General features: G+C 57.1%; 33 protein-coding genes. 32 read left to right on the top strand and 1 reads right to left on the bottom strand.

The genetic code is table 11. The annotated features are described in order from the left end of the window. The first annotated feature begins 19 nt into the window (after window positions 1-19). The gene (locus ODJ80_RS10100; RefSeq protein WP_263041973.1) at window positions 20-844 is read left to right on the top strand and encodes an RluA family pseudouridine synthase; all 825 of its coding nucleotides are present in this window, start codon (window positions 20-22) and stop codon (window positions 842-844) included. 30 nt (window positions 845-874) lie between these two features. Then, window positions 875-1,735, top strand: a complete 861-nt coding sequence (locus tag ODJ80_RS10095; RefSeq protein ID WP_330672313.1) for a zinc dependent phospholipase C family protein — start codon at window positions 875-877, stop codon at window positions 1,733-1,735. A 92-nt stretch (window positions 1,736-1,827) separates the two neighbouring features. Here ODJ80_RS10095 and rpmB read toward each other — a convergent pair whose 3' ends face one another. Further along, entirely contained in the window at window positions 1,828-2,016 is a 189-nt protein-coding gene (rpmB, locus tag ODJ80_RS10090; RefSeq protein WP_016406415.1) for a 50S ribosomal protein L28, read from the bottom strand. Window positions 2,017-2,167: 151 nt separating this feature from the next. Here rpmB and ODJ80_RS10085 point away from each other — a divergent pair, with 151 nt between their 5' ends. From ODJ80_RS10085 to ODJ80_RS09940, 30 genes are all read left to right on the top strand, one after another. Next, window positions 2,168-2,863 (top strand): site-2 protease family protein, encoded by a 696-nt coding sequence (locus ODJ80_RS10085; protein WP_178864181.1) that lies wholly within the window; start codon window positions 2,168-2,170, stop codon window positions 2,861-2,863. 3 nt (window positions 2,864-2,866) lie between these two features. Continuing rightward, window positions 2,867-3,580 carry a segregation and condensation protein A gene (locus tag ODJ80_RS10080; protein WP_178864182.1) on the top strand — a complete coding sequence of 238 codons (714 nt, stop codon included), beginning with the start codon at window positions 2,867-2,869 and terminating at the stop codon, window positions 3,578-3,580. Next, complete coding sequence (gene scpB, locus ODJ80_RS10075; RefSeq protein ID WP_263041971.1) at window positions 3,577-4,134, top strand: SMC-Scp complex subunit ScpB; 558 nt, start codon at window positions 3,577-3,579, stop codon at window positions 4,132-4,134. Before ODJ80_RS10080 ends, scpB begins: the two co-directional genes overlap by 4 nt. 15 nt (window positions 4,135-4,149) lie before the next feature. Next, window positions 4,150-4,824: a hypothetical protein gene (locus ODJ80_RS10070; protein ID WP_263041970.1), complete on the top strand. Its 675-nt coding sequence runs from the start codon at window positions 4,150-4,152 to the stop codon at window positions 4,822-4,824. Next, window positions 4,821-5,252, top strand: coding sequence for a GerW family sporulation protein (gene ytfJ / locus ODJ80_RS10065; protein ID WP_263041969.1), 432 nt, complete (start codon window positions 4,821-4,823; stop codon window positions 5,250-5,252). Before ODJ80_RS10070 ends, ytfJ begins: the two co-directional genes overlap by 4 nt. Window positions 5,253-5,302: 50 nt before the next feature. Then, the gene (locus ODJ80_RS10060; protein ID WP_263041968.1) at window positions 5,303-6,457 is read left to right on the top strand and encodes a D-alanyl-D-alanine carboxypeptidase family protein; all 1,155 of its coding nucleotides are present in this window, start codon (window positions 5,303-5,305) and stop codon (window positions 6,455-6,457) included. A gap of 18 nt (window positions 6,458-6,475) precedes the next feature. Next, window positions 6,476-7,288, top strand: a complete 813-nt coding sequence (locus tag ODJ80_RS10055; protein ID WP_263041967.1) for a pseudouridine synthase — start codon at window positions 6,476-6,478, stop codon at window positions 7,286-7,288. Window positions 7,289-7,304: 16 nt separating this feature from the next. Further along, on the top strand, window positions 7,305-7,619 hold the full coding sequence (locus tag ODJ80_RS10050; protein WP_263041966.1) for a hypothetical protein: 315 nt from the start codon (window positions 7,305-7,307) through the stop codon (window positions 7,617-7,619). A gap of 137 nt (window positions 7,620-7,756) precedes the next feature. Continuing rightward, a complete protein-coding gene (locus ODJ80_RS10045; RefSeq protein ID WP_178864189.1) occupies window positions 7,757-8,635 on the top strand; it encodes a YicC/YloC family endoribonuclease in 879 nt (292 codons plus the stop codon). A gap of 12 nt (window positions 8,636-8,647) precedes the next feature. Next, window positions 8,648-8,920 (top strand): DUF370 domain-containing protein, encoded by a 273-nt coding sequence (locus tag ODJ80_RS10040; protein WP_178864190.1) that lies wholly within the window; start codon window positions 8,648-8,650, stop codon window positions 8,918-8,920. Then, a complete protein-coding gene (gene gmk, locus ODJ80_RS10035) occupies window positions 8,913-9,533 on the top strand; it encodes a guanylate kinase (protein WP_178864191.1) in 621 nt (206 codons plus the stop codon). Before ODJ80_RS10040 ends, gmk begins: the two co-directional genes overlap by 8 nt. Next, the gene (locus tag ODJ80_RS10030) at window positions 9,514-9,744 is read left to right on the top strand and encodes a DNA-directed RNA polymerase subunit omega (protein ID WP_178864192.1); all 231 of its coding nucleotides are present in this window, start codon (window positions 9,514-9,516) and stop codon (window positions 9,742-9,744) included. The genes gmk and ODJ80_RS10030 overlap by 20 nt, the downstream gene beginning before the upstream one ends. Continuing rightward, on the top strand, window positions 9,737-12,184 hold the full coding sequence (priA, locus tag ODJ80_RS10025; protein WP_263041965.1) for a replication restart helicase PriA: 2,448 nt from the start codon (window positions 9,737-9,739) through the stop codon (window positions 12,182-12,184). The genes ODJ80_RS10030 and priA overlap by 8 nt, the downstream gene beginning before the upstream one ends. 16 nt (window positions 12,185-12,200) lie before the next feature. After that, window positions 12,201-12,689 carry a peptide deformylase gene (gene def / locus ODJ80_RS10020; RefSeq protein ID WP_263041964.1) on the top strand — a complete coding sequence of 163 codons (489 nt, stop codon included), beginning with the start codon at window positions 12,201-12,203 and terminating at the stop codon, window positions 12,687-12,689. A 3-nt stretch (window positions 12,690-12,692) separates the two neighbouring features. After that, on the top strand, window positions 12,693-13,628 hold the full coding sequence (gene fmt, locus ODJ80_RS10015) for a methionyl-tRNA formyltransferase (protein WP_263041963.1): 936 nt from the start codon (window positions 12,693-12,695) through the stop codon (window positions 13,626-13,628). Continuing rightward, window positions 13,621-13,818 carry a DUF6440 family protein gene (locus ODJ80_RS10010; protein ID WP_263041962.1) on the top strand — a complete coding sequence of 66 codons (198 nt, stop codon included), beginning with the start codon at window positions 13,621-13,623 and terminating at the stop codon, window positions 13,816-13,818. Before fmt ends, ODJ80_RS10010 begins: the two co-directional genes overlap by 8 nt. A gap of 21 nt (window positions 13,819-13,839) precedes the next feature. Then, on the top strand, window positions 13,840-13,998 hold the full coding sequence (locus ODJ80_RS10005; protein WP_263041961.1) for a DUF6440 family protein: 159 nt from the start codon (window positions 13,840-13,842) through the stop codon (window positions 13,996-13,998). A gap of 65 nt (window positions 13,999-14,063) precedes the next feature. Then, window positions 14,064-15,401, top strand: a complete 1,338-nt coding sequence (gene rsmB, locus ODJ80_RS10000; RefSeq protein WP_263041960.1) for a 16S rRNA (cytosine(967)-C(5))-methyltransferase RsmB — start codon at window positions 14,064-14,066, stop codon at window positions 15,399-15,401. After that, window positions 15,398-16,456 (top strand): 23S rRNA (adenine(2503)-C(2))-methyltransferase RlmN, encoded by a 1,059-nt coding sequence (gene rlmN, locus ODJ80_RS09995; RefSeq protein WP_178864197.1) that lies wholly within the window; start codon window positions 15,398-15,400, stop codon window positions 16,454-16,456. The genes rsmB and rlmN overlap by 4 nt, the downstream gene beginning before the upstream one ends. Further along, entirely contained in the window at window positions 16,446-17,183 is a 738-nt protein-coding gene (locus tag ODJ80_RS09990) for a Stp1/IreP family PP2C-type Ser/Thr phosphatase (protein ID WP_178864198.1), read from the top strand. Before rlmN ends, ODJ80_RS09990 begins: the two co-directional genes overlap by 11 nt. Window positions 17,184-17,218: 35 nt before the next feature. Beyond that, on the top strand, window positions 17,219-19,279 hold the full coding sequence (gene pknB / locus ODJ80_RS09985) for a Stk1 family PASTA domain-containing Ser/Thr kinase (protein WP_263041959.1): 2,061 nt from the start codon (window positions 17,219-17,221) through the stop codon (window positions 19,277-19,279). After that, window positions 19,279-20,184 carry a ribosome small subunit-dependent GTPase A gene (rsgA, locus tag ODJ80_RS09980; RefSeq protein ID WP_263041958.1) on the top strand — a complete coding sequence of 302 codons (906 nt, stop codon included), beginning with the start codon at window positions 19,279-19,281 and terminating at the stop codon, window positions 20,182-20,184. The genes pknB and rsgA overlap by 1 nt, the downstream gene beginning before the upstream one ends. Continuing rightward, a complete protein-coding gene (locus ODJ80_RS09975) occupies window positions 20,157-20,801 on the top strand; it encodes a thiamine diphosphokinase (protein ID WP_178864201.1) in 645 nt (214 codons plus the stop codon). The genes rsgA and ODJ80_RS09975 overlap by 28 nt, the downstream gene beginning before the upstream one ends. Before the next feature lie 71 nt (window positions 20,802-20,872). Beyond that, window positions 20,873-21,058 carry a hypothetical protein gene (locus ODJ80_RS09970; RefSeq protein ID WP_263041957.1) on the top strand — a complete coding sequence of 62 codons (186 nt, stop codon included), beginning with the start codon at window positions 20,873-20,875 and terminating at the stop codon, window positions 21,056-21,058. A 208-nt stretch (window positions 21,059-21,266) separates the two neighbouring features. Further along, window positions 21,267-22,802 (top strand): DUF3794 domain-containing protein, encoded by a 1,536-nt coding sequence (locus ODJ80_RS09965; RefSeq protein ID WP_263041956.1) that lies wholly within the window; start codon window positions 21,267-21,269, stop codon window positions 22,800-22,802. A gap of 29 nt (window positions 22,803-22,831) precedes the next feature. Further along, window positions 22,832-24,307, top strand: a complete 1,476-nt coding sequence (spoIVA, locus tag ODJ80_RS09960; protein ID WP_263041955.1) for a stage IV sporulation protein A — start codon at window positions 22,832-22,834, stop codon at window positions 24,305-24,307. A gap of 3 nt (window positions 24,308-24,310) precedes the next feature. Beyond that, complete coding sequence (locus tag ODJ80_RS09955; RefSeq protein ID WP_263041954.1) at window positions 24,311-24,646, top strand: hypothetical protein; 336 nt, start codon at window positions 24,311-24,313, stop codon at window positions 24,644-24,646. A 137-nt stretch (window positions 24,647-24,783) separates the two neighbouring features. Next, complete coding sequence (locus tag ODJ80_RS09950) at window positions 24,784-25,242, top strand: hypothetical protein (protein ID WP_263041953.1); 459 nt, start codon at window positions 24,784-24,786, stop codon at window positions 25,240-25,242. 94 nt (window positions 25,243-25,336) lie between these two features. Beyond that, window positions 25,337-25,741 carry a hypothetical protein gene (locus ODJ80_RS09945; RefSeq protein WP_263041952.1) on the top strand — a complete coding sequence of 135 codons (405 nt, stop codon included), beginning with the start codon at window positions 25,337-25,339 and terminating at the stop codon, window positions 25,739-25,741. Continuing rightward, complete coding sequence (locus tag ODJ80_RS09940) at window positions 25,738-26,637, top strand: DNA/RNA non-specific endonuclease (RefSeq protein ID WP_263041951.1); 900 nt, start codon at window positions 25,738-25,740, stop codon at window positions 26,635-26,637. The genes ODJ80_RS09945 and ODJ80_RS09940 overlap by 4 nt, the downstream gene beginning before the upstream one ends. Window positions 26,638-26,699: the final 62 nt, after the last annotated feature.

Here is a 26,699-nt window from a genome sequence, read left to right as displayed (position 1 = left end):
TGAGTGGCAGAGCCGCCCTGTGAAGGATTTCCTTCGGCGCCAGCTGGGCCTTTCCGCCCGGGCACTGGCGGAGCTGAAACGGCTGGAAGGCGGTTTGACGCTGAATGGGAAGCCTTGCCGCAGCGTGGACCCTCTCCCGGCGGGGGGAGTATTGGAACTGCGCCTGCCTGCGGAAAATGTTTTCTATGAGCCTGTAGCGGGCCCGCTTTCCATCCTTTATGAGGACGAGGATTATTTGATTGTGGATAAACCGCCCGGAATGCCCATCCACCCGTCTCCCGGGCATGACCGGGACAGCCTGTTGAACCGGGTGGCGTATTATTATGGGAAAACGGGCCAAACCCCCGCGTTTCGGCCTTTATACCGATTGGACCGGGACACCAGCGGTCTGGTGGCGGTGGGAAAGCACCGGTTGGCAGTGTCCTCGGCCCAGCAGGAGAAGACGTATTTGGCTGTGTGTGAGGGGTTCCTTTCCGGTTGTGGTACAGTGGATGTACCCATCGGGCTGGAGGTGGGGAGCAAGATCAAGCGATGCTGCGGCGCAGAAGGTGCCCAACCCGCGGTGACGCACTGGAGGGCTATAGCCCAGCGGGAGGGTCACACCCTTCTGGAGCTTCGTTTGGAGACGGGCCGCACCCATCAAATTCGGGTTCACATGGCTTTTTTGGGCCACCCATTGGCCGGGGATGACTTATATGGGGGCTCTTGCACCCGCATAGCCCGCCAAGCCCTTCACTGCGGACGGTTACTCCTCTCCAGCCGCGCTCTGCAGGTATCCCGGCTGTTTTCTGCGCCGTTTCCCGGCGATTTGCTTCAGTCCTTTCCCTGGCTGTCCACGATATGAACGCTAAACGCTCTGTTAGGAGATGATTCTATGCCCGCCTGCCTGACACACTATTTCTTTTCTCAAAATGTCCGGGAGGATTTGAAAGACAAGGCCGAACTGGACCCCTGCGCTTACGCCTGGGGAGCCCAGGGGCCGGACTTTTTCTTCTGTCACCGTTTCCTGCCCATTTGGAAGGGGGAGTCCCTGCGGGAATACGGCGGCCGCCTGCACGAGGAGAGGCCCTCGAAGGTGCTGGGATCTATGCGCAGCTTTCTTCAGGGCCATCCCGATCCTGCAATTCAATCCTATGTGTGGGGCTTTGTGTGCCATTACTCTTTAGATTGCACCGCCCATCCTTACATCAACTGGCTGGCTCAAGAGCTTGTAAAGCAGCGCCCCTGGGAGACCCCCTCTACCATGCACGGGGAGATTGAAGGGGCCTTGGACGCCATTGTCCTGCGGTATGAGACGGGCAAGCTTCCCTCTGAGGTGAACTTGAAGGCCATGTTCCCGAAAAATGAAGGGGTCCAACGGAAAATTGCCCGGCTGTACCGCCAGGTGTTGTTTGACCTTTACGGAGAGGATGTGCAGGAGGAAAAGCTGGTGCAGGCCATGGCGGATGCCCACCAGGTTTTTGCCCTAGTCACAGACCGGACTGGGTTAAAAAAGAAGCTTTTCAGCTGGGTCGAGCGGAACAGGCCCAGCGTAATTGGCAGCCACATCGTGCCCTTAACCGAAGCGGAGGATATCGACTACGCCAACACGCAAAATTCCCCTTGGGGGGAGGAGGGCTCTTGTCAGAGCTTTTTTGAGCTTTATGGCGAGGCCCAGGGAGTGGCAGGGAGAATCCTTTCCGGCTTTTTAGAGGGGGATCTTGCCGCACTGACAGAGGAAAAGCCCTTTGGATAATTTCGCAAAACAGAAAAACGGCTGAGAAAAAGGGCCATTCCCAAGGGAATGGCCCTCCATTTCTCAGCCGTGAAACTCCAGCGGACCGCCGCTTACACAGCGCGGGTCACTTTGCCGGAACGCAAGCAGCGGGTGCAGGCGTACACACGCTTGGGAGTCCCGTTGACAACAGCCTTCACACGCTTGATGTTGGGCTTCCAAGTCCGGTTAGAACGACGGTGGGAGTGAGAGACCTTGATGCCGAAAGACACATCCTTACCGCAGAAATCACATTTTGCCATATCTGCACCTCCTTACAAGAAACGAGATTCTTCCAAAATTACAACGGTAGAAATTATAGCAGATTCCCGCGGAAAATGCAAGTTATTTTTTCTAAGGATTGTCTTTTTTTCAAAAGTAGGGTATAATCCATTCAGATAAAGGAGGTTTCCCATGCTGATTAATACGCTTTTAAGCCTGCTGCGCGGCTATCACGTGGATCTAGGCACTGTGGCAGCCCAAGTGATTTCCATTCTGTTTGTGATCCTGTGCATCCTTCCCCTCCATGAGCTGGCCCATGCCTGGGTGGCGAACAAGCTGGGGGATCCCACCGCCAAGCTGGAGGGGCGGCTTACCTTCAATCCCCTGGCTAGTGTGGACCCTATGGGCGCCCTGGCACTGCTGCTTTTCGGTTTTGGCTGGGCTAAGCCCGTGCCAGTGGACAGCCGCTACTTTAGAAAGCCGAAGAGGGATATGGCCATTACCGCTTTGGCTGGGCCGGTTTCCAACCTGCTGGCCGCCTTCGTAGGGGCGGTCTTAGTGGCGGTTATGGAGGCGTTCTCCCCTTATAATGGCTTTACCAATTTTGTGTACAACGTACTGTGGTATTATGTGGTGGTGAACATCTCCTTGGCGGTGTTCAATCTGATCCCCATGCCACCCCTGGACGGCTCCCGCATTGTCGCCGCTTTTCTCAGCGACCGTGCCATGTACACTTATTACCGGTATCAGAACTTGTTTGTCATGGTGATGTTCCTGCTGCTTCTTTCCGGTGCTCTTTCCGGCCCCCTGGCCACAGCCCAGACCTTTTTTGCCAACATCATCTTCAGCCTGGCCCGCGCCCCTTTCCAGCTGTTTGGGCTGCTGTAAGCTATGGAGAAGCTGGAATACCATCTGCCCGTCTTTGATGGGCCCTTGGATCTGCTGTTGTCCCTCATTGCAAAGAACAAGCTGGATATCTATGATATCCCCATCGCGGAGCTTTTGGATCAGTATATGGAGCAGATCGCTCTGATGCGGGAAGAGAATATGGATGTGGCCAGCGAGTTTTTGGAGATGGCTGCCAGGCTGGTACAGATCAAGGCCGCTTCGCTTCTGCCCCGGCAGGAGGAAGAAGAGGACCCCAGGGCGGAGCTTACCGGCCAGCTGCTGGAATACGAGCAGTGCAGGCAGGCGGCGGCTGTCCTTGCGCAGAGGTGCTCTTTCGACCAGCTGACCCGCCGCCCAGAGCCTATCCCTGCGGATACCACCTACCGGCGTGTCCACGATCCCCGGGAGATCGCCCAGGCGCTTGTCTCCGCCTGGGGCAAGGGGAAGAGCCTGCTGCCGCCCAAACCGGAAAGCTTCTCTGCCATTGTTTCCCGCAAAATCGTGTCAGTGGCCTCTCAAGCTATTTCTATTTTGCGGCAGCTGTGGGGAAAAAAATCGCTGCCTTATCGGGCGTTGTTTGCTGGTAAGCATGACCGCTCTCAGCGGGTGGCCGCCTTTTTGGCGGTGCTGGAGCTGGTTAAGAACCACCGCCTTCGTGTGGAGGGAGATGGAGAGGACAGCGAAGTGCGGCTGTTGGATTGGGGGGAGAAACATTGAACCAGGATGAATTGACCGGCCAGACGGAGGCCATTCTCTTTGCCGGCGGAGAGCCCGTTTCCCTGGAGCGGATTGCCCAAGTGCTGGGGGTGCGCACCCCTGTGATCGAAAAAGCGGTCTCTGCTTTGCAGGAAAAGTACAATACCCCTCACAGCGGTGTGCAGCTGCTGCGCCTGGGGGAGAGCGCCCAGTTCTGTACCAATCCTGCTTACATCCAGCCCGTACGGGAGGTGCTGGATCTAAAGCGGAACGCGCCTCTTTCTCAAGCGGCCATGGAAGTGCTGGCGGTAGTGGCCTACAACCAGCCGGTGACAAAGGCTTTTGTGGAGCAGGTGCGGGGAGTGGACTGCTCCGGCGTCATCAGCAGCTTGATGCAGAAAGATCTCCTGGAGGAACGGGGGCGCCTGGAGCTGCCGGGACGGCCGTTGCTTTACGGTACAACGGAAACTTTTTTGCGCTGCTTTCAGCTTTCTTCTATTGATGAGCTTCCGCCCCCGCCTCAGCGGGGGGACGAGGAGGCGCCTGCCACAAAAGATGGGCAGCTCACCTTTTAGAAAGGCCGTGAGACGATGATCTCGCTTCTTATTCTTGCCGCCGTGCTCCTTGGGGTGACGTTTCTCCTGCTGGCGCCGGTTCGCCTGCAAGTGGACTTTCAGAAGGAATTTTCCGCCCAAGTTCGGTACCTGTTCCTGCGTTTTCCGCTGGTTTCTGCGGGAAAGGAGGGAGAAGCCCCGTCAATGCAGGGGCCGCCAGCTGAAGAGGAGCCCCCTCCTTCGGGGTCCGGCCTGGGCCGCAAGCTGCGGGCTATGCTGCGGCGTCAGGGCTTGCGTGGGTTTCTGAGGTCCCTGCAAGAGCTGGCTCTGGCTGCGGAACATACAGCCAAGAGCCTGCTGCGGAAAATCCGCTTAAAGCGGTTTGACCTGTACATCTGCCTGGGGGGAGAGGAGGACGCTGCGGCTGCGGCCGTCCTTTATGGGCAGGTGTGCGGGGCGGCCTATTCAGCCTGCGGCATATTGTGGGAGTTGTTCCCCTGCCGCAGGCGTTCCGTGAGTGTGGATCTGGATTACCGCAGCCGGGACCACCGGGTGGAATTTTTTGCTGAAGCAACTATCCCTTTGTTGTTTTTATTGAGGGAAGGGCTTATACTATTGTATAAGGCGCTTCCTTTTTTCAAAAAGCTGCAAATCTCCGAAAACCAAGCAGAAAGGATTTCGCAGACGCGAAAGCAGGGTGACACAAAATGAGTGAAAATCAAGTGAACAATTTGCTGGGCGTTACCATGGATAAGATCAAGCAGATGGTGGACGTGAATACTGTCATTGGAAGCCCCGTCACTACGCCCGACGGCACCACGGTGATCCCCGTTTCCAGGGTCAGCTACGGTTTTGCCTCCGGAGGCTCGGACCTTCCCTCGAAAACCCAGCCTGCCGCGGGGCTGTTTGCGGGGGGCAGCGGTGCCGGCATCACCATCAGCCCCATCGCCTTTTTGACCATTCACGAAGGGCACGTCCGTGTGCTTCAGATCGAGCCCTATCTCAGTTCAGTGGACCGCGCCTTGGAAAAAGTGCCGGATGTGGTGGATAAGCTGTCTGCCCTGTTCCAGAAAGAAGAGAAAGAGAAAGCGCCCGAGAATGCCGGCCAGCCGGGGAAGGCTTCTCCGGATACCCCGTGAAAGCATAGCTTTTTGCCCGCCCGCATATTTTTTTGCGAGGCGGGTGATTTGTGTTGAAGCAGAAGCGTAAGAAAAAGAACGCAGGGGCTTTTGCGGGCGTCCTCCTGCTGTTGGGAATCTTTTTCAGCCCAATGGCTGCGGCCTCCGGCCCGGAGGTCTCTGCTCAAAGCGCGGTGATGCTCACAGCGGATACGGGAGCTGTTTTGTTTGAAAAAGACGCTCACACACAACAGCCCATGGCAAGCACCACTAAAATGATGACGGCCCTGTTAACCCTGGAAGACTCTCAGGCCCTGGGGGACCCGGTGGTGGAGATCACTCAGGAAATGGTGGCGGTAGAGGGCTCCTCCATGGGCCTGCAAGAGGGGAACCGCATCTCTTTGAAGAATTTGGCGGCCGGGATGCTGCTTGCTTCTGGAAACGACGCGGCCAACGCGGCGGCCCTGTATTTGGAGGGCTCCATAGAAGCGTTCGCGGACCGCATGAATTCCCGGGCAGCGGAGCTGGGGATGGAAAACACCCATTTTGTCACCCCCTCTGGCTTAGATGGGGTGGATGCCCACGGCGAAGGGCATTTTTCCACTGCCTATGATATGGCCCTGCTGGCTCGAGAGGCACTGAAGAACGAAACCTTTCGGGAGCTTTGTTCCAGTGCCAGCTACCCGGTGGAGTTTGCAGAGCCTGTAAAACAGGTGACCTATACAAACCACAACAAGCTGCTGGGTTGGTATGAGGGCTGTGTGGGGGTGAAGACCGGATTTACCGAGCAGGCAGGCCGCTGCCTTGTTTCCGCGGCAGAGCGCAACGGGGTCCTGTTGATCGCAGCGACCTTGAATGCCCCAGATGATTGGGAGGATCACATGGCTCTGCTGGATTATGGGTTTTCCCAGGTAGAGCCCTACCTGCTGCCGGGCGGGGATGTGAAGCTGGCAGTGCCTGTGGTGGGTTCTGAGTGCCAGAGCCTGTTTGTGCAGGGGGTCAACGGTGGGACCGTGTCCCTGCCCTCGGAGGATATTTCTCGGGTGGAGCGGAGAGTGTATGCCCCTGCGTTTTTATATGCCCCCGTGCGGGCCGGGGATACAGTGGGGGAGATCCGGTGGTATCTAGAGGGAGATCTTTTGGGAAGCGCGCCCCTTACCGCTGGGGAAAGCGCCCCATTGCAGGAAGAAGAACCAGGGCTTTGGGCCCGCTTTTTTGGAACATAAAGCAAAGGAAGTGAAGTTGTGGCTGAGAAAACCAGGCTGCAGAAAATATTGGCGGAATGTGGCATAGCCTCCCGCAGGAAGGCGGAGGAGCTCATTGCCGCTGGTAGGGTAACTGTCAATGGATATGTGGCCCATTTGGGAGACAGCGCCCTGCCAGGAAAGGATCGGATCGCTGTGGATGGCCAGACTATAGAGGGCGGCGGGAAAAAGGTCTATCTGGCGCTGCACAAGCCACGCGGTTTTGTTACCACCCTTCACGATGAACGGGGCCGGAAGTGCGTGGCCCAGCTGGTGGAGGATGTGGGTGTCCGCGTCTACCCGGTAGGGCGCTTGGACAAGGATTCCGAAGGCCTTCTCCTTCTCACCAACGATGGAGATTTCGCCAACCAGGTGGCCCATCCCAAGCGCCATGTGGCCAAGACCTACCGGGTCACTGTGCGGCCCGCTGTCACTGAGGAGCAGCTCAATCAAATGAGCACCGGCATCGTCATTGAAGGCCGCCGTACAGCCCCTGCCAAGGTGCGTGTGCTGCAGCAAGAGCTGGGCCGGGTGGTACTGGAGATCGTCCTGTACGAAGGCCGCAACCGGGAGATCCGCAAGATGTGCGAGGCCCTTGGCTTGGAGGTTGCCCGTCTCAAGCGCATTGCCGTGGGACCGGTGCGGCTTGGAATGCTCCCGCAGGGAAAATACCGGGAGCTGACAAAAGAAGAACTGCGGGCACTGGCCGCGGAAGCGAAGAAAGGAAGCGCAAACCATGATCCAAGTGAAGCCAATGGAGGACAGACAAGAAGAGAAAAAGCGGCTAAGGGACGCCGGGCTCCCCGCCGGTGAGAACAGAGTGTTGTTGATGAAGGACCGGGGTGAACCTGTGGGCTGTGCCATAGTGGGATTAGAGGGGGAAACCCTTCACCTACGAAAGCTGTCTGTAAAGGGGTATAACTTTCAGGAGAAGCCCCAAGGGGACACCGCGTTCTATTTGGACACATTGATGCGTTCCGCCGCCTCTTGGGGAGAGGACCACGGGGCCGTCCAAATTGTCACGGACTTCCCGGATTTTTACGGTTTCCTGAAGGCCCGGGGCTTTGAGACGGATGAAGCGCGGGCATTTACGCCGATGAGCACCATTGTCCGCTATGAATGGGGCGGCCAGCCCTTGAAATAGGCCGGAAGTGGCGGCGGTTTCTTACGGATTTGTGAAATCGGGCGAAACTGGTTGCAAAGGGTCCTGGGGAATGGTAGAATAATAGGATGGAATTAGGTCGCTGCTTTTAAGGCTTTTGATAGAACAGGAGGACTGAAATGCTCCGTAGCATGACAGGCTTTGGCCGGGGAGAAGACACCATTGGCGGACGCCATATCGTGTTTGAAATCAAATCGGTCAATCACAAATACTTTGAGTTTAACTCCCGGATTCCCCGGGGCTATCTGTTTTTAGAGGACAAGCTGAAGGCTTACATCCAGGGGAAGATTTCCCGGGGAAAGGTGGATGTGTTCCTGCAGATTGAAACGCTGGAGGAGACGGATGTGCAGGTTTTGGTAAACCACTCCCTGGCCTCTGCTTATGTAACTGCCCTGCAGGAATTGAAAGAGCGCTATCAGCTGCCCGATGAACCCAGCTTAGCGCTCCTTTCCAAGTACTCTGATATCTTTTCCGTCCACAAGGCTCCCGAGGACGAGGACGCGGTGTGGGAGGCCGTCCGCCAGGTGGCTGATCAGGCCATTGCCTCCTTCCTGAAAATGCGTGAGGCTGAAGGAGCCCGCCTTAAGGCGGATATTTTGGAGAAGGCCGGAGAGATTGTGGCCCTGGTGGATCAGGTGGAGCGCCACACCCCTGAAACAGTGGAGCACTATCGGGAGCGCCTGAAGGCCAAGATCGAGGAACTTCTGCAGGATAACCGGTTTGACGAACAGCGCGTGCTCACCGAGGTGGCTATCTTCGCCGACAAGGTGGCCGTGGACGAGGAGACCGTGCGCCTGCGCTCCCACTTCCAGCAGCTGCAAAGGCTGGTGGATTCGGACGGCCCCGTGGGAAGAAAGATCGACTTCCTGGTGCAGGAGATGAACCGGGAAGCCAACACCATTGGCTCTAAATCCGTCAACTCCCAGATCGCCTATTTGGTGGTGGATATCAAAGCCCTCATTGAGAAGATCCGGGAGCAGGTGCAGAATGTGGAATAAAGGAGGCCTGGTATGAAGCTGGTAAATATTGGGTTTGGCAACCTGGTCTCTGCGGACAAGGTGGTGGCCGTGGTCAGCCCTGAGTCCGCCCCCATCAAGCGGATGGTCCAGGAGGCCAAGGAACGGGGAGTGCTCATCGACGCTACCTTTGGCCGCCGCACTAAGGCTGTCATTATCATGGACAGCGACAACGTGGTGCTCTCGGCCATTCTGCCGGAAACGGTTGCAGGGCGTTTTAATGGCAAGGAGGAGCCCGTGCCGGAAGAGGAGGAAAAACATGAATAAGGGATTGTTACTGGTGATTTCCGCCCCCTCGGGAGGGGGAAAAGGCACGATTTTGAAAGAACTGTTCGCCCAAGATGAAAACCTGCGGCTTTCTGTCTCCGCTACTACCCGAAGCCCACGGCCCGGGGAGGAACATGGCAAGCAGTATTATTTCCTCAGCCGGGAGGAGTTCGAGGGCCTCATCCAAGAGGGGAAAATGCTGGAGCACGCCGAATATGTGGGAAACTACTACGGAACCCCCCGCCAGCCCGTGGAGGACTGGATGGAACAGGGCCACGATGTGGTGCTGGAGATCGAGGTCAAGGGGGGCGCCCAGGTGAAGCAGCTGATGCCCGAGTGCGTCTCTATCTTTATTCTGCCCCCCTCTATGAAGGTGCTGGAAAAGCGTTTGCGGGGCCGGGGCACGGAGGAGGAAGAGACCATTCAAAAGCGGCTGGCAAAGGCCCGTGAGGAAATCCCCCACGCCAAGGACTATGACTATATTGTGTACAACGATGCCCTAGAGGATGCTGTCAGCGACCTGCGGGCCATCATCCAAGCGGAGAAGCTCAGGTTCTGCCGCAATACAAATTCTATTGAAAGGGTGCTGGAAGATGCTGAAACCGTCTGCTAACATTATCACTGTTCCCCACAAAAGCACATATTCTCTGGTGATCGCCGTGGCCAAGCGGGCCCGGCAGATCGCTCAAAAGGCGGAGGAAGAGGGGACTATTCTCATGGACAAGCCTGTTGACATGGCAGTGCAGGATTTCGTGGAGGGCAAATATTTGATTATTGAGCCCGACGAGGAATCGGAAGAGGCTGCCGTAGAAGAGGATGAATGAGGCCGCTTTTGCCCAGGTTGCCGTGGAAAACACGGTGTATCATTTTGACAAGCTTTTCACCTATCGCGTGCCCCTGTCCCTGCGGGAGCAACTGAAGCCCGGTGTTCGGGTCAGCGTGCCCTTCGGCTCAGGAAACCGCAAGCGGGTGGGGCTGGTGTTTTCTCTTTCCTCCCAAGGGGAGGGTGAGAAGACCAAGGATGTAGAGGCTGTCTTGGACCGGGAGCCGGCCCTTTCTCCCAGCATGCTGGATCTGGTCCGCTGGATGAAGGAGCGGTATTACTGCACTTTTTTTGAGGCGGCAAAGCAAATGATCCCCACTGGATACCATTTGCGCCTGCAAAACAGCTATGTGCTCCGCGAAGGATTCAAGAACTTTGACCGGGAGGACTATACCGACGGGCAATGGCTGCTGCTGCAAACGCTTCAGGCCGCGGGAAAGGCCGTGCCGGGGGAGAAGCTCTCTCAGGAGACGGGCTTGGAGGAAAACAGCCCGGCCCTGCTCTCCCTGCTGGAGCAGGGGGCTGTTTGCAAAGTGAACACAGCCTTGAGCCGGATCGGGGACGCCACCGCGAAAATGGTGCGGCCCATCCTGGGATTTGCCGGCAAGCTGACGCCCCGGCAGCAGGATGTGTACCAAACCCTGTTGGATGCGGGAGAAGCTTCAGAAAAGGAGCTCTGCTATTTTACAGGAGCGTCCCCTTCTGTGGTGCGTGCTTTGTTGGACAAGGGGGCGGCGGAGGCCTTTTCCTATGAGGTATACCGCCGCCCGGCTCTTTATTCAGAGGAGGGCGTGGAGGAGGCCATTTCCCTTTCCCCAGCGCAGCAAGAGGTGCTAAAGGGCCTTCTGCGCCAGTACCGTGACCCAGAGGGAAAGCGGTCGGCCCTGCTGTACGGTGTCACCGGAAGCGGCAAGACCTCTGTGTTCTTAAAGCTTATCCAGCAGGTGCGGGATGAGGGGAAAGGCGTCATTGTCATGGTGCCGGAGATCTCCCTTACCAGCCAAACCATCCGTCAGTTCCGCCGCTGGTTCGGGGATGAAGTGGCGCTGTTCCACAGCGGTCTATCTTTGGGAGAACGGCTGGATGAGTGGAAGCGGGTTCGCCGGGGAGAGGCATCCATCGTAGTGGGGACCCGTTCGGCGGTGTTCGCGCCGGTGAAAGATCTGGGGCTTATTGTCATCGACGAGGAGCAGGAGCACACCTACCGTTCCGAATCCAGCCCCCGATACGACGCCCGGGAGGTGGCCCGCTGGCGCTGCTGGAAGGAAGGGGCCTTCTGCCTGCTGTCCTCAGCCACCCCCTCGGTGGAAAGCTGCCGCATGGCCCAGGAGAAGAAATTTGGTTTCTACAAGCTCTCTGACCGGTTTGGGGAGGCGGCGCTCCCCCAGGTGGAGCTGGTGGACATGAATGAGGACGCCCCGCCGGGGGAGGCGGCCATCGGCGGCACTTTGGCCCGGGCTCTGAAGGAAACCCTCCAACAGGGGCGGCAGTCTATTTTGCTGTTAAACCGCCGGGGCTATCACACCTTCGCCTCCTGCAAAACCTGTCACGAGGTGGTCAGCTGCCCCCACTGCAGCATTTCCCTGACCTATCACAGCGCCAACCGGCGGCTGATGTGCCACTACTGCGGATATTCCGTGCCCTACTCCCACCATTGCCCCTCCTGTGGGAATGACACAGTGGTGTTTCGGGGAACCGGCACCCAAAAGGCTGAGGAGCAGCTGCGGGAGCTGCTGCCCGAAGCGCAAGTGCTGCGCGTTGATACGGACTCTGTGGCAGCCAAGTACTCCTTGGAGAAAAAGCTGGACCAGTTTTCCAGGGGCGAGTATGACATCATGGTGGGCACCCAGATGGTGGCAAAAGGTTTGAACTTTGAGAATGTCACGCTGGTGGGAGTGCTCTCTGCGGATCAATCCCTGTTCAGCGATGATTTTCGCAGCAACGAGCGCACCTTTGACCTTCTAACCCAGGTGGTAGGCCGGGCCGGCCGGGGGAAATATCCTGGGAGGGCTATCATTCAGACCTACGCTCCGGAAAACCCAGTGCTGCATCTGGCGGCCCATCAGGACTATTTTGGCTTTTACCGCCAGGAGATCCGTTTCCGCCAGGCCCTGCTGTATCCCCCTTTTGTAGACATCCTGGTCATCGGTTTTGTGGGGGAGAAGGAGGCACTGGTGCGGCAGGGCGCCGAGACTTTTCTGCGGATGGCCAGCCAGCTGGCCCGGGAGGAATACAGCGGCCTGCCTCTGCGGATGCTGCGCCCCTCTCCGGCGGCGGTGGCCAGAGTGAGCAACAAATACCGCTACAAGCTGCTCATTAAGTGCCGGAACTCTCCCCAGCTGCGAGAGATGGTTTCCCGGCTGTTAATTCAATTTGCATCTCTGCGGGAGTTTCAGCAGGTTACCGCTTATGCGGACCCGGACCCCTACCGCATCTTATAGAAAGGACATGAAAGCTATGGCAATCAGAAGGATCGTAAAATTTGGCGACAGCGTCTTGGAGAAGGAATGCCGCAAGGTGGAGAAATTTGACAAGAAGCTCCATCAGCTGTTGGATGATATGAAGGAGACCTTGGCTGACGCCAACGGCGCCGGACTGGCCGCTCCCCAGGTAGGCATTCTCCGCTCGGTGTGCGTGGTGGACGTGGGCGAGGGCCCCATTGAGCTGGTCAATCCGGAAATTATTGCCACGGAGGGAGAGCAGAACGGAGCGGAAGGGTGTTTGTCCTATCCTGGAGAGTACGGCCTGGTCAAGCGCCCCATGAAGGTGACAGTCCGCGCCCAGGACCGGGATGGAAACTGGTTTGAAAAGACCGGCGAGGCCCTGTGCGCCCGGGCCTTTTGCCATGAAATTGACCACCTTCACGGCGTTCTGTTCACCTCTCACGTCAGCCGGATGCTCACCCCTGAGGAGCTGGAAAACGGCGTCATCGAAGATGAGGAATAAGACATGCGCGTAGTTTTTATGGGAACGCCGGACTTTGCTGTGCCCTCTCTGGAGCTGCTCATTCGCCACGGTTATGAGGTTTGTGCCGTGTACACCCAGCCGGACAAGCCCAAGGGCCGGGGCCACAAGCTGCAGGCCCCGCCCGTTAAGGAGCTGGCCCTGCGGCACAATATCCCTGTGTTCCAGCCGGTGAACCTCCGGGGGGAGGACACCCAGCGGGAAATCCAAGCCTGGAACGCCGATGTGATTGTGGTGGTGGCCTATGGGAAGCTGCTGCCCAAGGCTGTGCTGGACGCCCCTAAACTGGGCTGTGTCAACGTCCACGGCTCCCTGCTGCCTAAGTACCGGGGCGCGGCGCCCATCCAGTGGACAGTGCTCAACGGCGATAAGACGGCAGGCGTCACCACCATGTTCATGGCAGAGGGCATGGACACCGGCGACATGCTTCTGAAAGCCGAAACGCCTGTGGGGGAGGAGGAGACCTCCGGCCAGCTGTTCGACCGTTTGAAGGACCTGGGCGCCCAGCTTCTAATTGAAACTTTGGAGAAGCTGGAGCAGGGCGCCCTCACGCCCATCCCCCAGGAGGAGGCCCAGGCCACCCACGCCCCCATGCTCTCCAAGGAGCTGTCCCTGGTGGACTGGACCAAGCCAGCCCACCAGGTCCACGACCTGATCCGGGGCCTGAACCCCTGGCCTTCCGCCGCCTCCTATCTGGACGGGAAAAAGCTGAAGCTCCACGCCTCCCGGGTGCGGGAGGGCAGCGGCCAGCCCGGTAAGGCTTTTGTGCAGGAAGGCGCTTTGTTGGTCTACTGCGGCCAAGGCGCCCTGGAGCTGACAGAGCTCCAAACGGAAAATGGCAAGCGCATGGACGGCAAGAGCTACCTTTTAGGCCATCCCCTGGAAAAGGATTCCCACTTTGGAGGGCCGGAAGATGCTTGAGATAAAGTCAGGGCGCTTTCTGCTGAAAAGCCGGGAAATCCTCCATGGCCGGGAGCTGGATGTGGTGGTGGATCGCCAAACCGGCGTCAATTACGTGACCTATCTTGCCTCGGCCAGCGCCCCGCTGAACCCCCTGCTGGATAAGGATGGTAAGCCTCTGGTGGACGAACTGCCCTTAGAAAATGTTTAAGCCAGAAAAAGGAGGCTGACCATGTTTCAAAAGAAAGAGAAAGAGGAGCGCTTTGCCGTGAAAAGCAAAGAGGCCTTCCAGGGCGGGGATTTGGCGGTGCTGGTGGATAAGCAGACCGGCGTCAATTACCTTTCTTTTGTGGGCCTGAGCGGTTCCCAACCTCATCCCACTGCTGGATAGAGACGGCAAGCCGTTGACAGACACACTCCCCATCGACACCCCGTAACTCAAGGACAAGGAGCGCTATGAAACACACCCCACGCCACACGGCCACCCAAGCCCTGCTGCAAATGGAAGAGAACGAGGGCTATTCCAATATCGTCATCGATAAGGCGCTGCGTGCCGCCGGACTGGATGCCCGGGACGCGGGGCTGGCCTCCACCATCTTTTACGGGGTGCTGGAGCGCCGCCTGCCCCTGGAGCACTTCTTGCGGGGCTGCCTTGCCAATCCCCGGAAAAAGCTGGATCCCCAGGTGTGGGCGCTGCTGCTGTGCGCCGCCTACCAGATTCTCTATTTGGACCGCGTGCCCGATTCCGCCGCCGTCAACGAGGCGGTGGAGGAGGCCAAGGGGATCAAGGGAGGCGCCTTCGCGGGGCTGGTTAACGGGGTGCTGCGCAGCCTGGTGCGGAAAAAAGAAAGCCTCTCCCTGCCACAAGGGGACGGCCTCCAAGCCCTGAGTTTGCGCTATTCCATCCCTCAGGACCTCATCGCCCTGTGGCAGCACTCCTACGGGAAGGAGCTCACCGCCCAGCTGCTGGAGGCCTTCCAGCGGCGGGCTCCGCTGTACTTGCGGGTCAACCCCCTGCGGGCTACAGTAGAGGGCCTGGCCGCCTCTTTGGGACGGCAGGGCTTTTCCCTGAAGCCGGTGGAAGCCCTGCCCTGGGCAGCGGTGGCAGAGGGAGAGGGCTCCCCTGCCAGTTTGGAGGAGTTCCAGGAGGGCCTGTTCCATGTGCAGGACCTCTCCGCCCAGCTGGCCTGCTCGCTGCTGGAGGCCCAGCCCGGGCAGGCTGTCTGTGACTGCTGCGCCGCCCCCGGCGGGAAGAGCTTCACCTTGGCCGAGGACATGGAGAACACGGGCAGCCTGTATGCCTTCGATTTATACAAGGGCCGGGTGGGGCTGATCCAGCAGGGGGCGGAGCGTCTGCGGCTCTCCTGTATCCAGGCGGGCCGCAGGGATGCCTCCAAGCCCTACGAAGGCCTGGGGCAAATGGACCGCGTCCTTTGCGATGTGCCCTGCTCGGGCTACGGCGTCATCCGCCGGAAGCCGGAAATCCGCTACAAACCCCTTTCCTCTGTGAAGGAGCTTCCCTCGCTGCAGTATGCCATCTTGGAGAACGGGGCGGCCTTGGTAAAGCCCGGCGGCCTGCTGGTTTACGCCACCTGCACCCTGAACCCAAAAGAAAACGGCCAGGTAGCCTTGCGCTTTCTAGAAGAGCACCCGGAGTTTGAGCCGTCGCCCTTCTCTCTGCCAGGGGTGGAACACCTGGTGGACGAGCCTGCCCACACTGTGACCCTGTTACCCATAAACGGAGGTTCTGACGGCTTTTTCGCCGCCCGCTTCCGCAGAAAAGGAGAGTTATGAAACAGGATTATTTTCAGCCCAGAGACTTAAAATCCAAGACCCTTGCGGAGATCCAAAGTGAATTTAAGGAGCTGGGGCTGCCGAAGTTCCGGGCTCTGCAGGTATACCGTTGGCTCCACCGCGGCGTGGAGGACTTCTCCCAGATGTCCGATCTGTCCAAGGCTTTGCGGGAAGAGCTTTCTCAAAAATATGAGATTGCCTGGGCAGAAGTGGAGCAAAAACGGGTTTCTAAGGATGGCACGGTGAAATATCTTTTCCGTTTGCCAGACGGGGAGCATGTGGAATCTGTGCTGATGCACTATCATCACGGAACTTCTATTTGCATTTCCACCCAGGTTGGGTGTAAAATGAACTGTAGCTTTTGCGCTACAGGCCAAAGCGGTTTTGCCCGCAACCTTTCTCCCTCGGAGATTCTCTCTCAAGTACAGTCGGCTTCCTTGGACAGTGGGGAGCGGATCTCGCACATTGTGCTGATGGGCATGGGGGAGCCCCTTGACAACTACGAAAGCGTCTTGCGCTTTTTGGAGCTGGTCACCTCCCCCGAGGGGCTGAACGTAAGCATGCGGCACATCTCCTTGTCCACCTGCGGGCTGGTGGACAAGATCTATGATCTGGCAGACCGGAGGCTGCAGCTGACCCTTTCTGTATCCCTTCACGCCCCCAATGACGAAATCCGGTCTAGAACGATGCCCGTAAACAAGAAATGGAATATGGAAGCGCTTTTGCGGGCCTGCAAGTACTACAGTGACCGAACAGGCCGGCGCATCTCCTTTGAATACGCCATGATTCGCGGTGTAAACGATATGGACTGGTGCGCCAAAGAGCTGGCGGGCAGGCTGCGCGGCATTTTAGCCCATGTAAACTTGATCCCTGTCAATGATGTGACGGGGACCGGATATCAGAAAAGCGGCCTGGACCGGCAAAAACGCTTCGTTTCCCTGTTAGAGGCCCAAGGCGTTACCGCCACGGTCCGGCGGACACTGGGTTCAGATATTGAGGCATCCTGCGGGCAGCTGAGACGAAAGGCAGAAGGAGGGACCGGATATGAGAGTTGACTTTGACACCGATGTGGGCGCTGTGCGCAGCTCCAACCAGGATAGCTGTGACTGCGGCCTGTTTTCCCCAGGAAGCGCATGGGCGATTGTCTGTGACGGCATGGGCGGAGCCAATGGGGGCAATGTGGCCAGTGCAATTGCGGTGGAAACCATCCGGGAACAAATCCTTGCCGGGTTCAACGAAAACCTGAGCAAGCCCAATATCAAAAATCTAATGGTCAATGCCATCAGCCGGGCTAACGAGGCGGTGCACAAGGCCTCTTTAGAGCAGCCGGAGCTGCGGGGCATGGGCACCACGGTGGTATTGCTGATCGCCACCAAGGGCACCCTTCATACAGCCCATGTGGGGGACAGCCGGGCCTATCTCCGCCACCAGGGAGAGCTGAGCCAGATCACCATGGACCACTCCTATGTGCAGGACCTGGTGAACTTTGGACAAATTACCCCCGCGGAGGCCCGAATTCATCCCAAGCGGAACATCATCACCCGGGTGCTGGGCGTTCACGAACAGGTCCGCTGCGACTACAATGCCTGGGATTTCTCCCCTGGAGACGTGGCCTTGGCTTGCTCGGATGGCCTGAGCAACTATATGGAAGATGAGCTTTTAGAAGAGTATTTGGATAAATATGGAGAGACAGGGAATATCCTGGCAAAAGAGCTGATCCAATACGCCATCGAGTGCGGCGGCGCGGACAACATTACGGCGGCTGTCATATATAACGGCTGAGAAATTCTACCGATAAGAAAGGTTTGGTAACGGTTATGGATAGATTTATCGGCAAACGCCTTGACGGCAGGTATGAAATCCACGAGTTGATCGGCGTGGGGGGCATGGCCTATGTGTATAAGGCCTATGACCGCATGGAGGACCGCTGGGTTGCCATTAAGATCCTCAAGGAAGAGTTCTCCAACAACAGCGATTTCCTCCGCCGCTTCCGCAATGAATCCAAGGCGATTGCGGTGCTCAATCACCCCAATATTGTGAAGGTTTATGATGTCAGCTTCGGCGACCAGATTCAGTATATCGTCATGGAGTTCATTGATGGCATCACCCTGAAGCAGTATATCGAGCAGGAAGGCGCCATCCGTTGGCAAGAGGCGGTGCATTTTACCAGCCAGATCCTGATGGCACTGGAGTGCGCCCATGAAAAGGGGATCATCCACAGGGACATTAAGCCGCAGAACATCATGCTTTTACAGGACGGAACCATTAAGGTGGCTGATTTTGGCATTGCCCGTTTCCTGCAGAGCGAGACCCAGACCATGACGGATAAAGCGATTGGCTCTGTGCATTATATTGCGCCGGAGCAGGCCCGCGGCGATTATATTACAGATAAGGCGGATATCTACTCGGTAGGCGTCATGCTCTATGAGATGCTCACCGGCAAGCTGCCCTTTGTAGCGGATAATGCGGTGTCTGTTGCGCTGATGCAGCTGCAGGCTAAGCCCGTAATGCCCCGGGAAGTCAACCCCTCCATTCCCAGGGGGTTGGAACAGATCACCATGAAGGCCATGGAGAAAAACCCAGTGGACCGGTTTCAATCGGCGGGAGAAATGCTGGATGACCTGGACGAGTTCCGGCGGGACCCAAACCTGGTGTTCCGATATGACCTGCAGACCAACAACGCCCGCTATGACGCTTCCCGCTCGATGGAGGCTTACGACACCGGCCGCCAGGCGCCCTCTTACAACGATGATTATGAGTATGAGGAAGAGCTGGTCCGCTCCCGGCGCAGCGCCAAGGGCGCTATGGTGGTCAAGGGGATCTTGGTGGCGGCCATCATTGTGGGCATTGCTGTGGCGGCCATTTACTTCCTGAATTATTGGAACAACCGTCCCGACGAGGGCAGCGATTTGATTGAAATGCCGAACTTGGTGGGACAGCTCTATGAAGACGTTGCCGCAAATGAACAGTATGCGGATTTTAACTTCATCGTAAACGAGGGCAACGACCCGGACAAACAGCCCGGTGAAATTATGAACCAGAACCCCGACCCAGGGATTATGGTGAAGCAGGATGCAGATGTAACCCTGTTGGTCAATGGCGGCGTAGAACAGGTAGCTGTGCCTGACGTGAAGGACTATACCATGGAAGAGGCGCAGCAAGCCATGGAGGATGCCGGGCTCCACAGCCAGGTGGAGAACGTGGCCGATGATGAAGTGGAGGAGGGCCATGTGATCTCCACCGACCCTGCCGGAGGCGAAATGGTGGACCAGGGCACCACCGTCACTTTGCGGGTGAGCACTGGCCCTGCGGAGGAAAAAGTCACGGTTCCCACCGGTTTGGAGGGCGACCTGCTCTACAATGTCACCGCTACGCTGGAGGACGCAGGTTTGGTTGTTGGAACGATCACACAGGATGACAGCAGCACTTTGGCCGAGAATATTGTCATCAGCGTCAATCCCGGCGAGGGGACAGAGGTCTCAAAAGGCACCACCGTGGATATCACTGTCAGCTCGGGCAAGGGAGCCACGAAGACTCTCTCATACAGCGTGCCGCTGCCCAGCGGGAATGAGGACGTAACCCTCACCGTGTACCGCAATGGCGTTCAGGTGGAACAGAGTGTGGTAAACCTGGGCTATACCAGCAGCTATCCCCTGTCCTTTACGGGAACCTCCGGGTCAGAGACGATTGTGGTATCTCTGAACGGGCAATCCTATATGGAGCTCTCGTTCGACTATGACAGCCAGAGCACGCAGGTAATACGAAGCTATGACTTTACCCCTTCTGGCGGCGGTGAAAGCGAAAGCTCTAGCTCTGACGGCAGTTCTGACGGGGAAGACAGCTCCTCTTCGGAAAACTCTGGGGAGGGCGCCCAGTGATGGCATCCAAACATTTGGAGGGGCTGGTGCGTAAGGGGATCGGCGGGTTTTATACCGTAGAGACCCCGGAGGGCTTCTTTACCTGTACGGCTCGGGGACGCTTTCGCAAAGAGCGCATTTCGCCTTACGCGGGCGATCGTGTGCGAATCTTGGGAGAGGAGGACGGCACAGGAGCGCTGGAGGAGATCCTCCCCCGCAGGAATTTTCTGGTGCGGCCTCCCCTTGCCAACTTGGACCAGTTGTTTATTGTCTCCTCCCTGCGGGACCCTTATCCGGAGCCGCTTATCATTGATAAAACCATCGCTGTGGCGGAGCTGGAGGGAATTCAGCCTGCGCTGGTGCTCACCAAAACGGATTTGGAGGATGCTTCTTCCTTGAAGGCGATCTATGACCTGGCAGGTGTGCCCTGCCTTGTCGTTTCTTCCGTAACCGGAGAGGGAGTGGACCAGGTGCGGAAACTGCTGGCCGGAAAGGTATCTGCCTTTACGGGAAATTCCGGTGTGGGAAAATCCACGCTGCTGAATGCGCTGTTCCCCCGGCTGGAGTTAAAGACGGGAGAGATCAGTCAGAAGCTGGGCCGTGGACGCCATACCACCCGGGAGGTGGAACTGTACAAGCTGGAGGACGGGGGCTATGTGGCAGACACGCCGGGTTTCTCCACTTTTGAAATCGAGCGCTACCGGCTGACGGAAAAGGAGCGCCTTGTCCATGGGTTCCGGGAATTTGAGCCCTATCTGGGCCAATGCCAATTTACCTCCTGTTCCCATACCTGTGAGAAAGGGTGCGCCATTCTGCAGGCCGTGGAGGAGGGAAAAATCGCCCGTTCCCGCCATGAAAGTTACTGTGCAATGTATCAAGAGATAAAGGATGTCAAACAATGGCAGCAAAAAAACAAGAATGCATGATTATTGGGGCGGCCCCCATTGAGGATGTGGCCGTGTTCCGGGAATTTCCTCCGGAAAATTATTATGTAATTTGTGCGGATGCGGGCTATGAGACCGCCGCAAGGCTTCACATTACGCCGGACCTGATTGTGGGGGACTTTGACTCCGCGAAGGCAGCGCCGCCGAAAAGCCGTAAGGTACTGTCCATCCCTGTGAAAAAGGATGTAACAGATACCATGTACGCAGTGATGATGGGCCGGGCAAAGGGCTTTCGCAGCTTTGTGCTGTTGGGCTGCTTGGGCGGGGCGCGGTTTGACCACTCGCTGGCCAATATCGAGGTGCTTCAGTACTTGCTGGCTCACAACTGCCGGGGGGTTATGGCGGATAGCCACACCAAGGTGTTTCTCATTTCAGACAGCCGCCTTCGCCTGACGCAAATGAAGGGCGCTACGGTATCTGTGTTCCCCTACAACGGCTCAAATTGCAATGTCTCTTATACGGGGCTGCTTTACCCGCTGGACCACGCCTCTCTCACGGCGGGGGGAATTTTGATGGGTGTCAGTAACAGTGTGACGGAGGATGTGGCGGAAATCCGTGTCCACATTGGCACCGCCTTGGTTGTGGTTTACCAAGAGTAACACAATTTCTCCCTTTGGATATACTGGTTAGTGAACGAGAAAACCGGAAAAGGGAAAGGTCGATGGGAGCTATGGCAAAATGCTGTTCCTGCTTTAAGGATTACCGGTGCAGGTGTTTGTGCGCGATCAGCTTCGGCTTGGGGATGTCCCTTTCCAGTTTCTGCCCCATTGGGCTCACCTTGTTTCTTTCCGCGGTGATTCTGGTGGCCCTGGGCTTTTCGTTACTACGCCATGGAAACGGGAGGCAGCCGCGATGAAGATTGTAGTGGTAGAAAAGCGCAAGGGCCTGCTTGGCATGTTCCTGCGCAGGCTTTACGGCATCCGCAAGGCCGAAGAGGCGTAACGCAGAACCAACATAGAAAAAGGCGCCAGCGGGGATTTCCTCCCTGCTGGCGCCTTTTTCGCATATTTGTCTGGGACGCGCCATACAAATGGGGTAAGAAAAGCAAAGGAGAGGATTATGCTATGCAGGCAAAGAGGAAAACCCAGCCCTATGATACCTTCGAGCCCCTATTCGATGGCTCCTGCGAGGTACCCATAGATATGGAATGTGACATGCCCGATTATTGCGCGGACATTCAAAAAATACTCAAGTGCCGGGTGGTGCCAGAGCTCTCCTCCTACGCGGTCAGCGAGGACGCCCTGCGCTGCGAAGGGGTGTGTGATGTTCGGGTGCTGTATCTGGACGCCCAGGGGGACAGCCTGAGGTGCTGTGACTTTACCAAGGAATTTTCCGCCACCATCCAGGTAAAGGCTGCTGAGGAAAAAGCGGTGGCCTGGGTGAGGGCCTCGGTGGAGCACATCACCTGCCGGGCGGTCAATGCCCGCCGCATTGACCTGCACGTAGCGGTTGGGCTGAAGGCTTTGGCTGTGGTCCAGCGCGAGGAGAGCATTACCTGCGGCTTGCAAGAGGCGGGTTTGGAAAGAAGGGTGGATCACCGGCAGGCCTCTCAGGCGGTAAACGCAGTTAGCCACCAGTTTACCCTGGAAGACCGCCTGCCTTTAAAAAACGGCAAACCGCCTATCGACGCCATTCTCCGCAAGGAGGTGGCATGCCGGTCCACCAGCTGTAAGCTGGCCCAAGAGCAGCTTTCAGTCAGCGGCCGGGCCGACCTTTCTTTCCTGTACCGCTCTTCCCTAGACGGCGCCCCAGAAAAAATGAGCGCTTCATTGGAATTTGACCAAGTGATCGAGTGCGGCGGCGCCAGCGAGGACTGCCTCTGCGATCTTCGGATCACCCCAGGGGAGTGTGTGATTCGCCCTAGAGAGGATGATGTGGGGGAATACACCAGTGTGGATGTGACGCTTAAGGTCTTTGTAACGGCGTTTTTGTACAAGGCCTGCGAGGTGGAATTTATTGATGACGCCTATTCTGTCCGCACCCCCCTGGAGCTGCGGTATGCTCAGGCATCTCTCGTTGCGGTGAGGGAGGTGTACACAGAATCTTTAAAAAAGAAATGCAGCCTTACGGTGACAGAGGATGAACTGCAAAAGGTTGTAGATCTGTGGTGTGAGCAGGAGAATGTCAAGTCCACTTGTGAGCAGGGAAAGCTTTGCTATCGGGTGCGCTACACGGTTTGCCTGTTGTACCAGGGAACCTCTGGCAGGCTGTTTTACACAGAGCGTGCTTTTGAGCACAGTTTTTCCACGGAAATGGAGGGGTTGCTGCCCACCCTAAAGAGCGATACCGTTTCCGTGACCGATCTGTGGGAATACCGCATCGCGGAGAAAAACGCGGTAGAGGTTTCTGTGGAGACGTGGGCTTCTACCTTGCTCTATACCAGGGAGCCGGTGAAGTATTTGGCCGGCGCTGAAGCTGCCGAAGGGGTACAGCCCTACCCCCACAAGCCACGGCTGCTGGTGTATTATGCCTCCGCTGGGGAAAAGATTTGGGATATTGCCAAAAGCCACCGGACCCTTCTCTCTGACCTAAGGGAACAGAATGAAGTGTATGAGGAGGCCCTGCCGGAGGCAAGACCTTTGATCCTGTGCAACCGTTGACCAAATATTGCTGCAGAGAGGTAAGGAACATGGAAGGATTCAACGTATACAAGGACATCCAGGACCGCACCAATGGAGAGATCTACATTGGGGTGGTGGGGCCTGTGCGCACAGGAAAGTCCACTTTCATCAAGAAGTTCATGGACACTGTGGTCATCCCCCACATCCCAGACGGTCTCCAGCGGGAACGTGCGATTGATGAGCTGCCCCAGTCCTCAGCTGGGCGCACCATCATGACCACCGAGCCCAAGTTTATTCCGGAGCAGGCGGTGGATGTACAAATTGATGAGGACGCCTCTTTTCGGGTGCGGATGATAGACTGTGTGGGGTATATCGTTCCAAGCGCCATTGGCTACATTGAGGAGGACCAGCCGCGCATGGTGCGCACCCCTTGGTTTGAAGAGCCCATTCCCTTTAATATGGCGGCGGAACTGGGCACGAAAAAGGTGATTACGGAACACTCCACCATCGGCTTGGTCATCACTACGGATGGCAGCATCAGCGACATTCCCCGGGAGGAATATGAAGAGGCTGAGGAGCGGGTGATTGACGAGCTGAACCAGACGGGAAGGCCCTTTGTGATGCTTTTGAATTGCGTGGAGCCGGAGAGCCAGGAATCGCAGGCGCTTGCGGCGCGCCTGGCGGAGAAATACGGAATTCCTGTGCTGGCCGTAAACTGCATAGACATCACAGAGCAGGACATTCGAGACATCATTGCGAGCCTTTTGTATCAGTTCCCTGTGCGGGAGGTTTCTTTCGAGCTTCCTGGGTGGATCACATCTCTGGAAACGGATCACTGGCTCTTGGCCGAAGTGCTCTCCACCTTGAAGGCATCCTGCGGAATCCACAAGATGTGCCAGGTCAAGGGGATGTTGGAGAGCATGAAGAGCTGTGTGTCCATCAAATCAGTGAATGTTCAGCGCATCGACCTGGGCAGTGGGCAGGGGCAGGCAGAATTGGTGTTCGACCAGTCGCTGTTTTACCGGATTCTCAGTGAAAGGACCGGGCTGGGGATTCAGGACGAGTCGGACCTGATGGCTCAACTGGTGGAAATGACCTCCATTAAAAGGCAGTATCAAAGGCTGCAACAGGCCTATGAAGATGTGCAGCAGACCGGATATGGCATTGTAATGCCCGATGTGGAAGAGCTGACTTTGGAAGAGCCGAAAATCCTCAAGCAAAATGGAAAGTATGGCATTCGGCTAAAGGCAACTGCGCCCTCCATCCATATGATGAAAACACAGATCCATACAGAGATCACTCCCATTGTGGGGTCGGAGCAACAGTCGGAAGAATTGGTGATGTATCTCCTCAAAGAATTTGAAGAGGACCCGGCGAAAATCTGGGAGTCCAATATTTTTGGAAAGTCCCTTCATTCCCTGGTTAACGAGGGGCTGCACAACAAGCTGTACCGCATGCCTGAGGATGCCCGGGAAAAGGTGCGGGAGACCATTGAACGCATTATCAACGATGGATGCAGCGGTCTGCTGTGTATCATTTTGTAGGCGATGCAGGATTTAGAAAAGCTGCGGGAGATCGAAGCATTGGGGCGGGAGGACGGAGAAGAGGCGCCCTCTCCCGAGGAAATCCCTTCCAAAGGTGGCTTTGCCCCCATTTTTCAGGCGGTGCTGTGCCTGGCCATTTTGGCGGGGCTCCTCTGTCTAAAGGCTATGGACTCCCCCTTTTATGAGGCGTTTAGCGAGTGGTACCATCAGGAAGCATCCCAGGAGATTCAGCTGCCCAGCTGGGAGACACCTGCCCCATCCGCCTCGCCTGCGCCGTCGCCCTCCCCGGCGGCCAGCCTGGCGCCTATAGGAGAGGATGCTTCTCTCCAACGGATATGACATCCTTTACCCTGGGGACCTGCCAGGTGCGCTTGGGTTTTTCTTGCTTTGCGCTGCTTGCGTTTTGCTGCCTGTTTTTGGGCGCCGGAAGCAGCGCATTTTTTCTGGCGGCTGCCCTCCTGCACGAGCTTGCCCATGTGGCGATACTGTTTGTACTGCGTGCGCCGCCCGCTTTGGTGCAGCTCACCGCCCTGGGATGCCGGATGGTTCCCAACCGGGAGCGGACCCTCTCCTATGGACAGGCGGCCCTGGTTTCTTGGGCCGGGCCTGGCGTGAATCTCCTCTGTGCGGGAGGAATGTTGGCCGCCGGGGAGACAGCGCATCCGTTTTTCTTCGCCAGCCTGGGGTTGGGGCTTCTTCACAGCCTGCCAATAGAGCCCCTAGACGGAGGCTTGGCCCTCCGTTCTCTGCTCTCGCTGCGTCTGGGGCCCCGGCGGGCGGGCAGGTTCGCCACCGGCGTGTCTTTGCTGTTCCTTTTTCCAATGGCAGTGTTGGGATTTCTCATCCTGCTGCGAACCCGTTACAATTTTACCCTTTTGGCGATGAGCCTCTATCTGATGCTTTATCTTCTGCTGGGAAAGGACTTGTCTCTGTAACAGGCCCGCCGCTTTGGCGGGCCTGTTCTCTGTTGGCAGGCGGCGGTTCCCGTGGTATAATAAACATTCACGGAATAAAAAAGGAGGGAAGGCGATGGATGTATTTGTCTGCCTGGACGACCGCAACGGGATGCTCTTTAACCACCGCCGTCAGAGCCGGGACCGAGAGGTTATCCAGGATATGCTGGACAGCTTGGATGGAAAGCCCTTGTACATCCGCCCCTATTCCCAGGTGCTGTTTCAAGGCCGGGAAGAGGCGGTGCGGGTGGTGAAAGAGTTCTGGGAGACCGCGCTGGTGGAAAAGGCTTGCTTTATTGAGGATCTGCCTCTTGCGCCCTTTGCGGGCGAAATCCGCACATTGACAGTCTACCGCTGGAACCGGCGATACCCAGCAGATGTGTTTTTGGATGTGGATTTGAGTGGTTGGCGCCGTGTGTCCTGCTGGGAATTTCCTGGACATTCCCATGAAACAATCACCAAGGAGGTCTACTGCCCATGAGACGTTGTTTTGCTTGCCTGCTTTCGGGTGTGCTCGTTCTGTCCTTGCTGCTTTCCGGATGTGAGCTGGGTCTGCCCCAGGAAAACCAGCAGGCCAGCGCAGTTTCCGTTTCCCTGGAGGAGGTGCCGGCTTACTCCGGTTCCCCCTATGTGGAATTGGACGGAAACCTGCCGGGCTTTTCCTTGGAAGAACGCACTACAGATTCTTTCGAGACGTACAGTACCTTGGATGCGTTGGGGCGCTGCGGCCCGGCCTATGCCTGTATTGGGCAAGATTTGATGCCCACAGAGGACCGGGAGAGTATCAGCAGCGTCCGTCCCACAGGATGGATGCAGGCGGAATACAGTTTTGTAGACGGGGGTTCCCTCTACAACCGCTGCCATTTGATCGGTTTCCAGTTGACAGGGGAGAACGCCAATGAGGAAAATCTCATCACCGGCACCCGCTATATGAACGTAGAGGGAATGCTCCCTTTTGAAAATATGGTCGCGGATTATATCAAAGAGACGGGAAACCACGTGCTCTACCGGGCGGCCCCCATCTTTGAAGGGGAAAATTTGGTGGCCAGCGGCGTGGTGATGGAGGCCCTTTCCGTGGAGGATGAAGGCGAGGGCGTTTGCTTCCACGTCTATGTGTACAACGTGCAGCCGGGTGTGGAGATCGACTACGCCACTGGGGAGAGCTGGGAAACCAGAGACTCCGCCTCCTCCGCCCTGGAGAGTCAGGCGGAAGAACAGGAGACAGACTACGTTCTCAACACCAGCTCCAAGAAGTTCCACCTGCCAGATTGCCCCTCTGTGGACAGCATGAGCGGCAAAAACCGGCAGGAGTACCATGGCACCCGGGAGGAACTCATAGCGCAGGGCTATGAGCCATGCGGCAGCTGCCATCCCTGAGGGAGTTGCCTTTGGCAGCGAAAGCTGCTATAATAAGGGAAAATCTAAATACGTGTAAAGAT

The sequence above is a fragment of the Acutalibacter sp. LFL-21 genome (assembly GCF_025630755.1).
In the GTDB taxonomy this organism is placed as follows: domain Bacteria; phylum Bacillota; class Clostridia; order Oscillospirales; family Acutalibacteraceae; genus Acutalibacter; species Acutalibacter stercoravium.
This window is presented reverse-complemented; position numbering and strand designations above follow the sequence as displayed.

Coding starts and splice junctions, on each gene's coding strand:
- ODJ80_RS10095 (WP_330672313.1), top strand. CDS start 875: ATGCCCGCCTGCCTGACACACTATTTCTTTTCTCAAAATGTCCGGGAG.
- rpmB (WP_016406415.1), bottom strand. CDS start 2,016: ATGGCAAAATGTGATTTCTGCGGTAAGGATGTGTCTTTCGGCATCAAG.
- ODJ80_RS10085 (WP_178864181.1), top strand. CDS start 2,168: ATGCTGATTAATACGCTTTTAAGCCTGCTGCGCGGCTATCACGTGGAT.
- ODJ80_RS10080 (WP_178864182.1), top strand. CDS start 2,867: ATGGAGAAGCTGGAATACCATCTGCCCGTCTTTGATGGGCCCTTGGAT.
- ODJ80_RS10070 (WP_263041970.1), top strand. CDS start 4,150: ATGATCTCGCTTCTTATTCTTGCCGCCGTGCTCCTTGGGGTGACGTTT.
- ytfJ (WP_263041969.1), top strand. CDS start 4,821: ATGAGTGAAAATCAAGTGAACAATTTGCTGGGCGTTACCATGGATAAG.
- ODJ80_RS10050 (WP_263041966.1), top strand. CDS start 7,305: ATGAAGGACCGGGGTGAACCTGTGGGCTGTGCCATAGTGGGATTAGAG.
- ODJ80_RS10045 (WP_178864189.1), top strand. CDS start 7,757: ATGCTCCGTAGCATGACAGGCTTTGGCCGGGGAGAAGACACCATTGGC.
- ODJ80_RS10040 (WP_178864190.1), top strand. CDS start 8,648: ATGAAGCTGGTAAATATTGGGTTTGGCAACCTGGTCTCTGCGGACAAG.
- gmk (WP_178864191.1), top strand. CDS start 8,913: ATGAATAAGGGATTGTTACTGGTGATTTCCGCCCCCTCGGGAGGGGGA.
- ODJ80_RS10030 (WP_178864192.1), top strand. CDS start 9,514: ATGCTGAAACCGTCTGCTAACATTATCACTGTTCCCCACAAAAGCACA.
- priA (WP_263041965.1), top strand. CDS start 9,737: ATGAATGAGGCCGCTTTTGCCCAGGTTGCCGTGGAAAACACGGTGTAT.
- def (WP_263041964.1), top strand. CDS start 12,201: ATGGCAATCAGAAGGATCGTAAAATTTGGCGACAGCGTCTTGGAGAAG.
- fmt (WP_263041963.1), top strand. CDS start 12,693: ATGCGCGTAGTTTTTATGGGAACGCCGGACTTTGCTGTGCCCTCTCTG.
- ODJ80_RS10010 (WP_263041962.1), top strand. CDS start 13,621: ATGCTTGAGATAAAGTCAGGGCGCTTTCTGCTGAAAAGCCGGGAAATC.
- ODJ80_RS10005 (WP_263041961.1), top strand. CDS start 13,840: ATGTTTCAAAAGAAAGAGAAAGAGGAGCGCTTTGCCGTGAAAAGCAAA.
- rsmB (WP_263041960.1), top strand. CDS start 14,064: ATGAAACACACCCCACGCCACACGGCCACCCAAGCCCTGCTGCAAATG.
- rlmN (WP_178864197.1), top strand. CDS start 15,398: ATGAAACAGGATTATTTTCAGCCCAGAGACTTAAAATCCAAGACCCTT.
- ODJ80_RS09990 (WP_178864198.1), top strand. CDS start 16,446: ATGAGAGTTGACTTTGACACCGATGTGGGCGCTGTGCGCAGCTCCAAC.
- pknB (WP_263041959.1), top strand. CDS start 17,219: ATGGATAGATTTATCGGCAAACGCCTTGACGGCAGGTATGAAATCCAC.
- rsgA (WP_263041958.1), top strand. CDS start 19,279: ATGGCATCCAAACATTTGGAGGGGCTGGTGCGTAAGGGGATCGGCGGG.
- ODJ80_RS09975 (WP_178864201.1), top strand. CDS start 20,157: ATGGCAGCAAAAAAACAAGAATGCATGATTATTGGGGCGGCCCCCATT.
- ODJ80_RS09970 (WP_263041957.1), top strand. CDS start 20,873: ATGGCAAAATGCTGTTCCTGCTTTAAGGATTACCGGTGCAGGTGTTTG.
- ODJ80_RS09965 (WP_263041956.1), top strand. CDS start 21,267: ATGCAGGCAAAGAGGAAAACCCAGCCCTATGATACCTTCGAGCCCCTA.
- spoIVA (WP_263041955.1), top strand. CDS start 22,832: ATGGAAGGATTCAACGTATACAAGGACATCCAGGACCGCACCAATGGA.
- ODJ80_RS09955 (WP_263041954.1), top strand. CDS start 24,311: ATGCAGGATTTAGAAAAGCTGCGGGAGATCGAAGCATTGGGGCGGGAG.
- ODJ80_RS09945 (WP_263041952.1), top strand. CDS start 25,337: ATGGATGTATTTGTCTGCCTGGACGACCGCAACGGGATGCTCTTTAAC.
- ODJ80_RS09940 (WP_263041951.1), top strand. CDS start 25,738: ATGAGACGTTGTTTTGCTTGCCTGCTTTCGGGTGTGCTCGTTCTGTCC.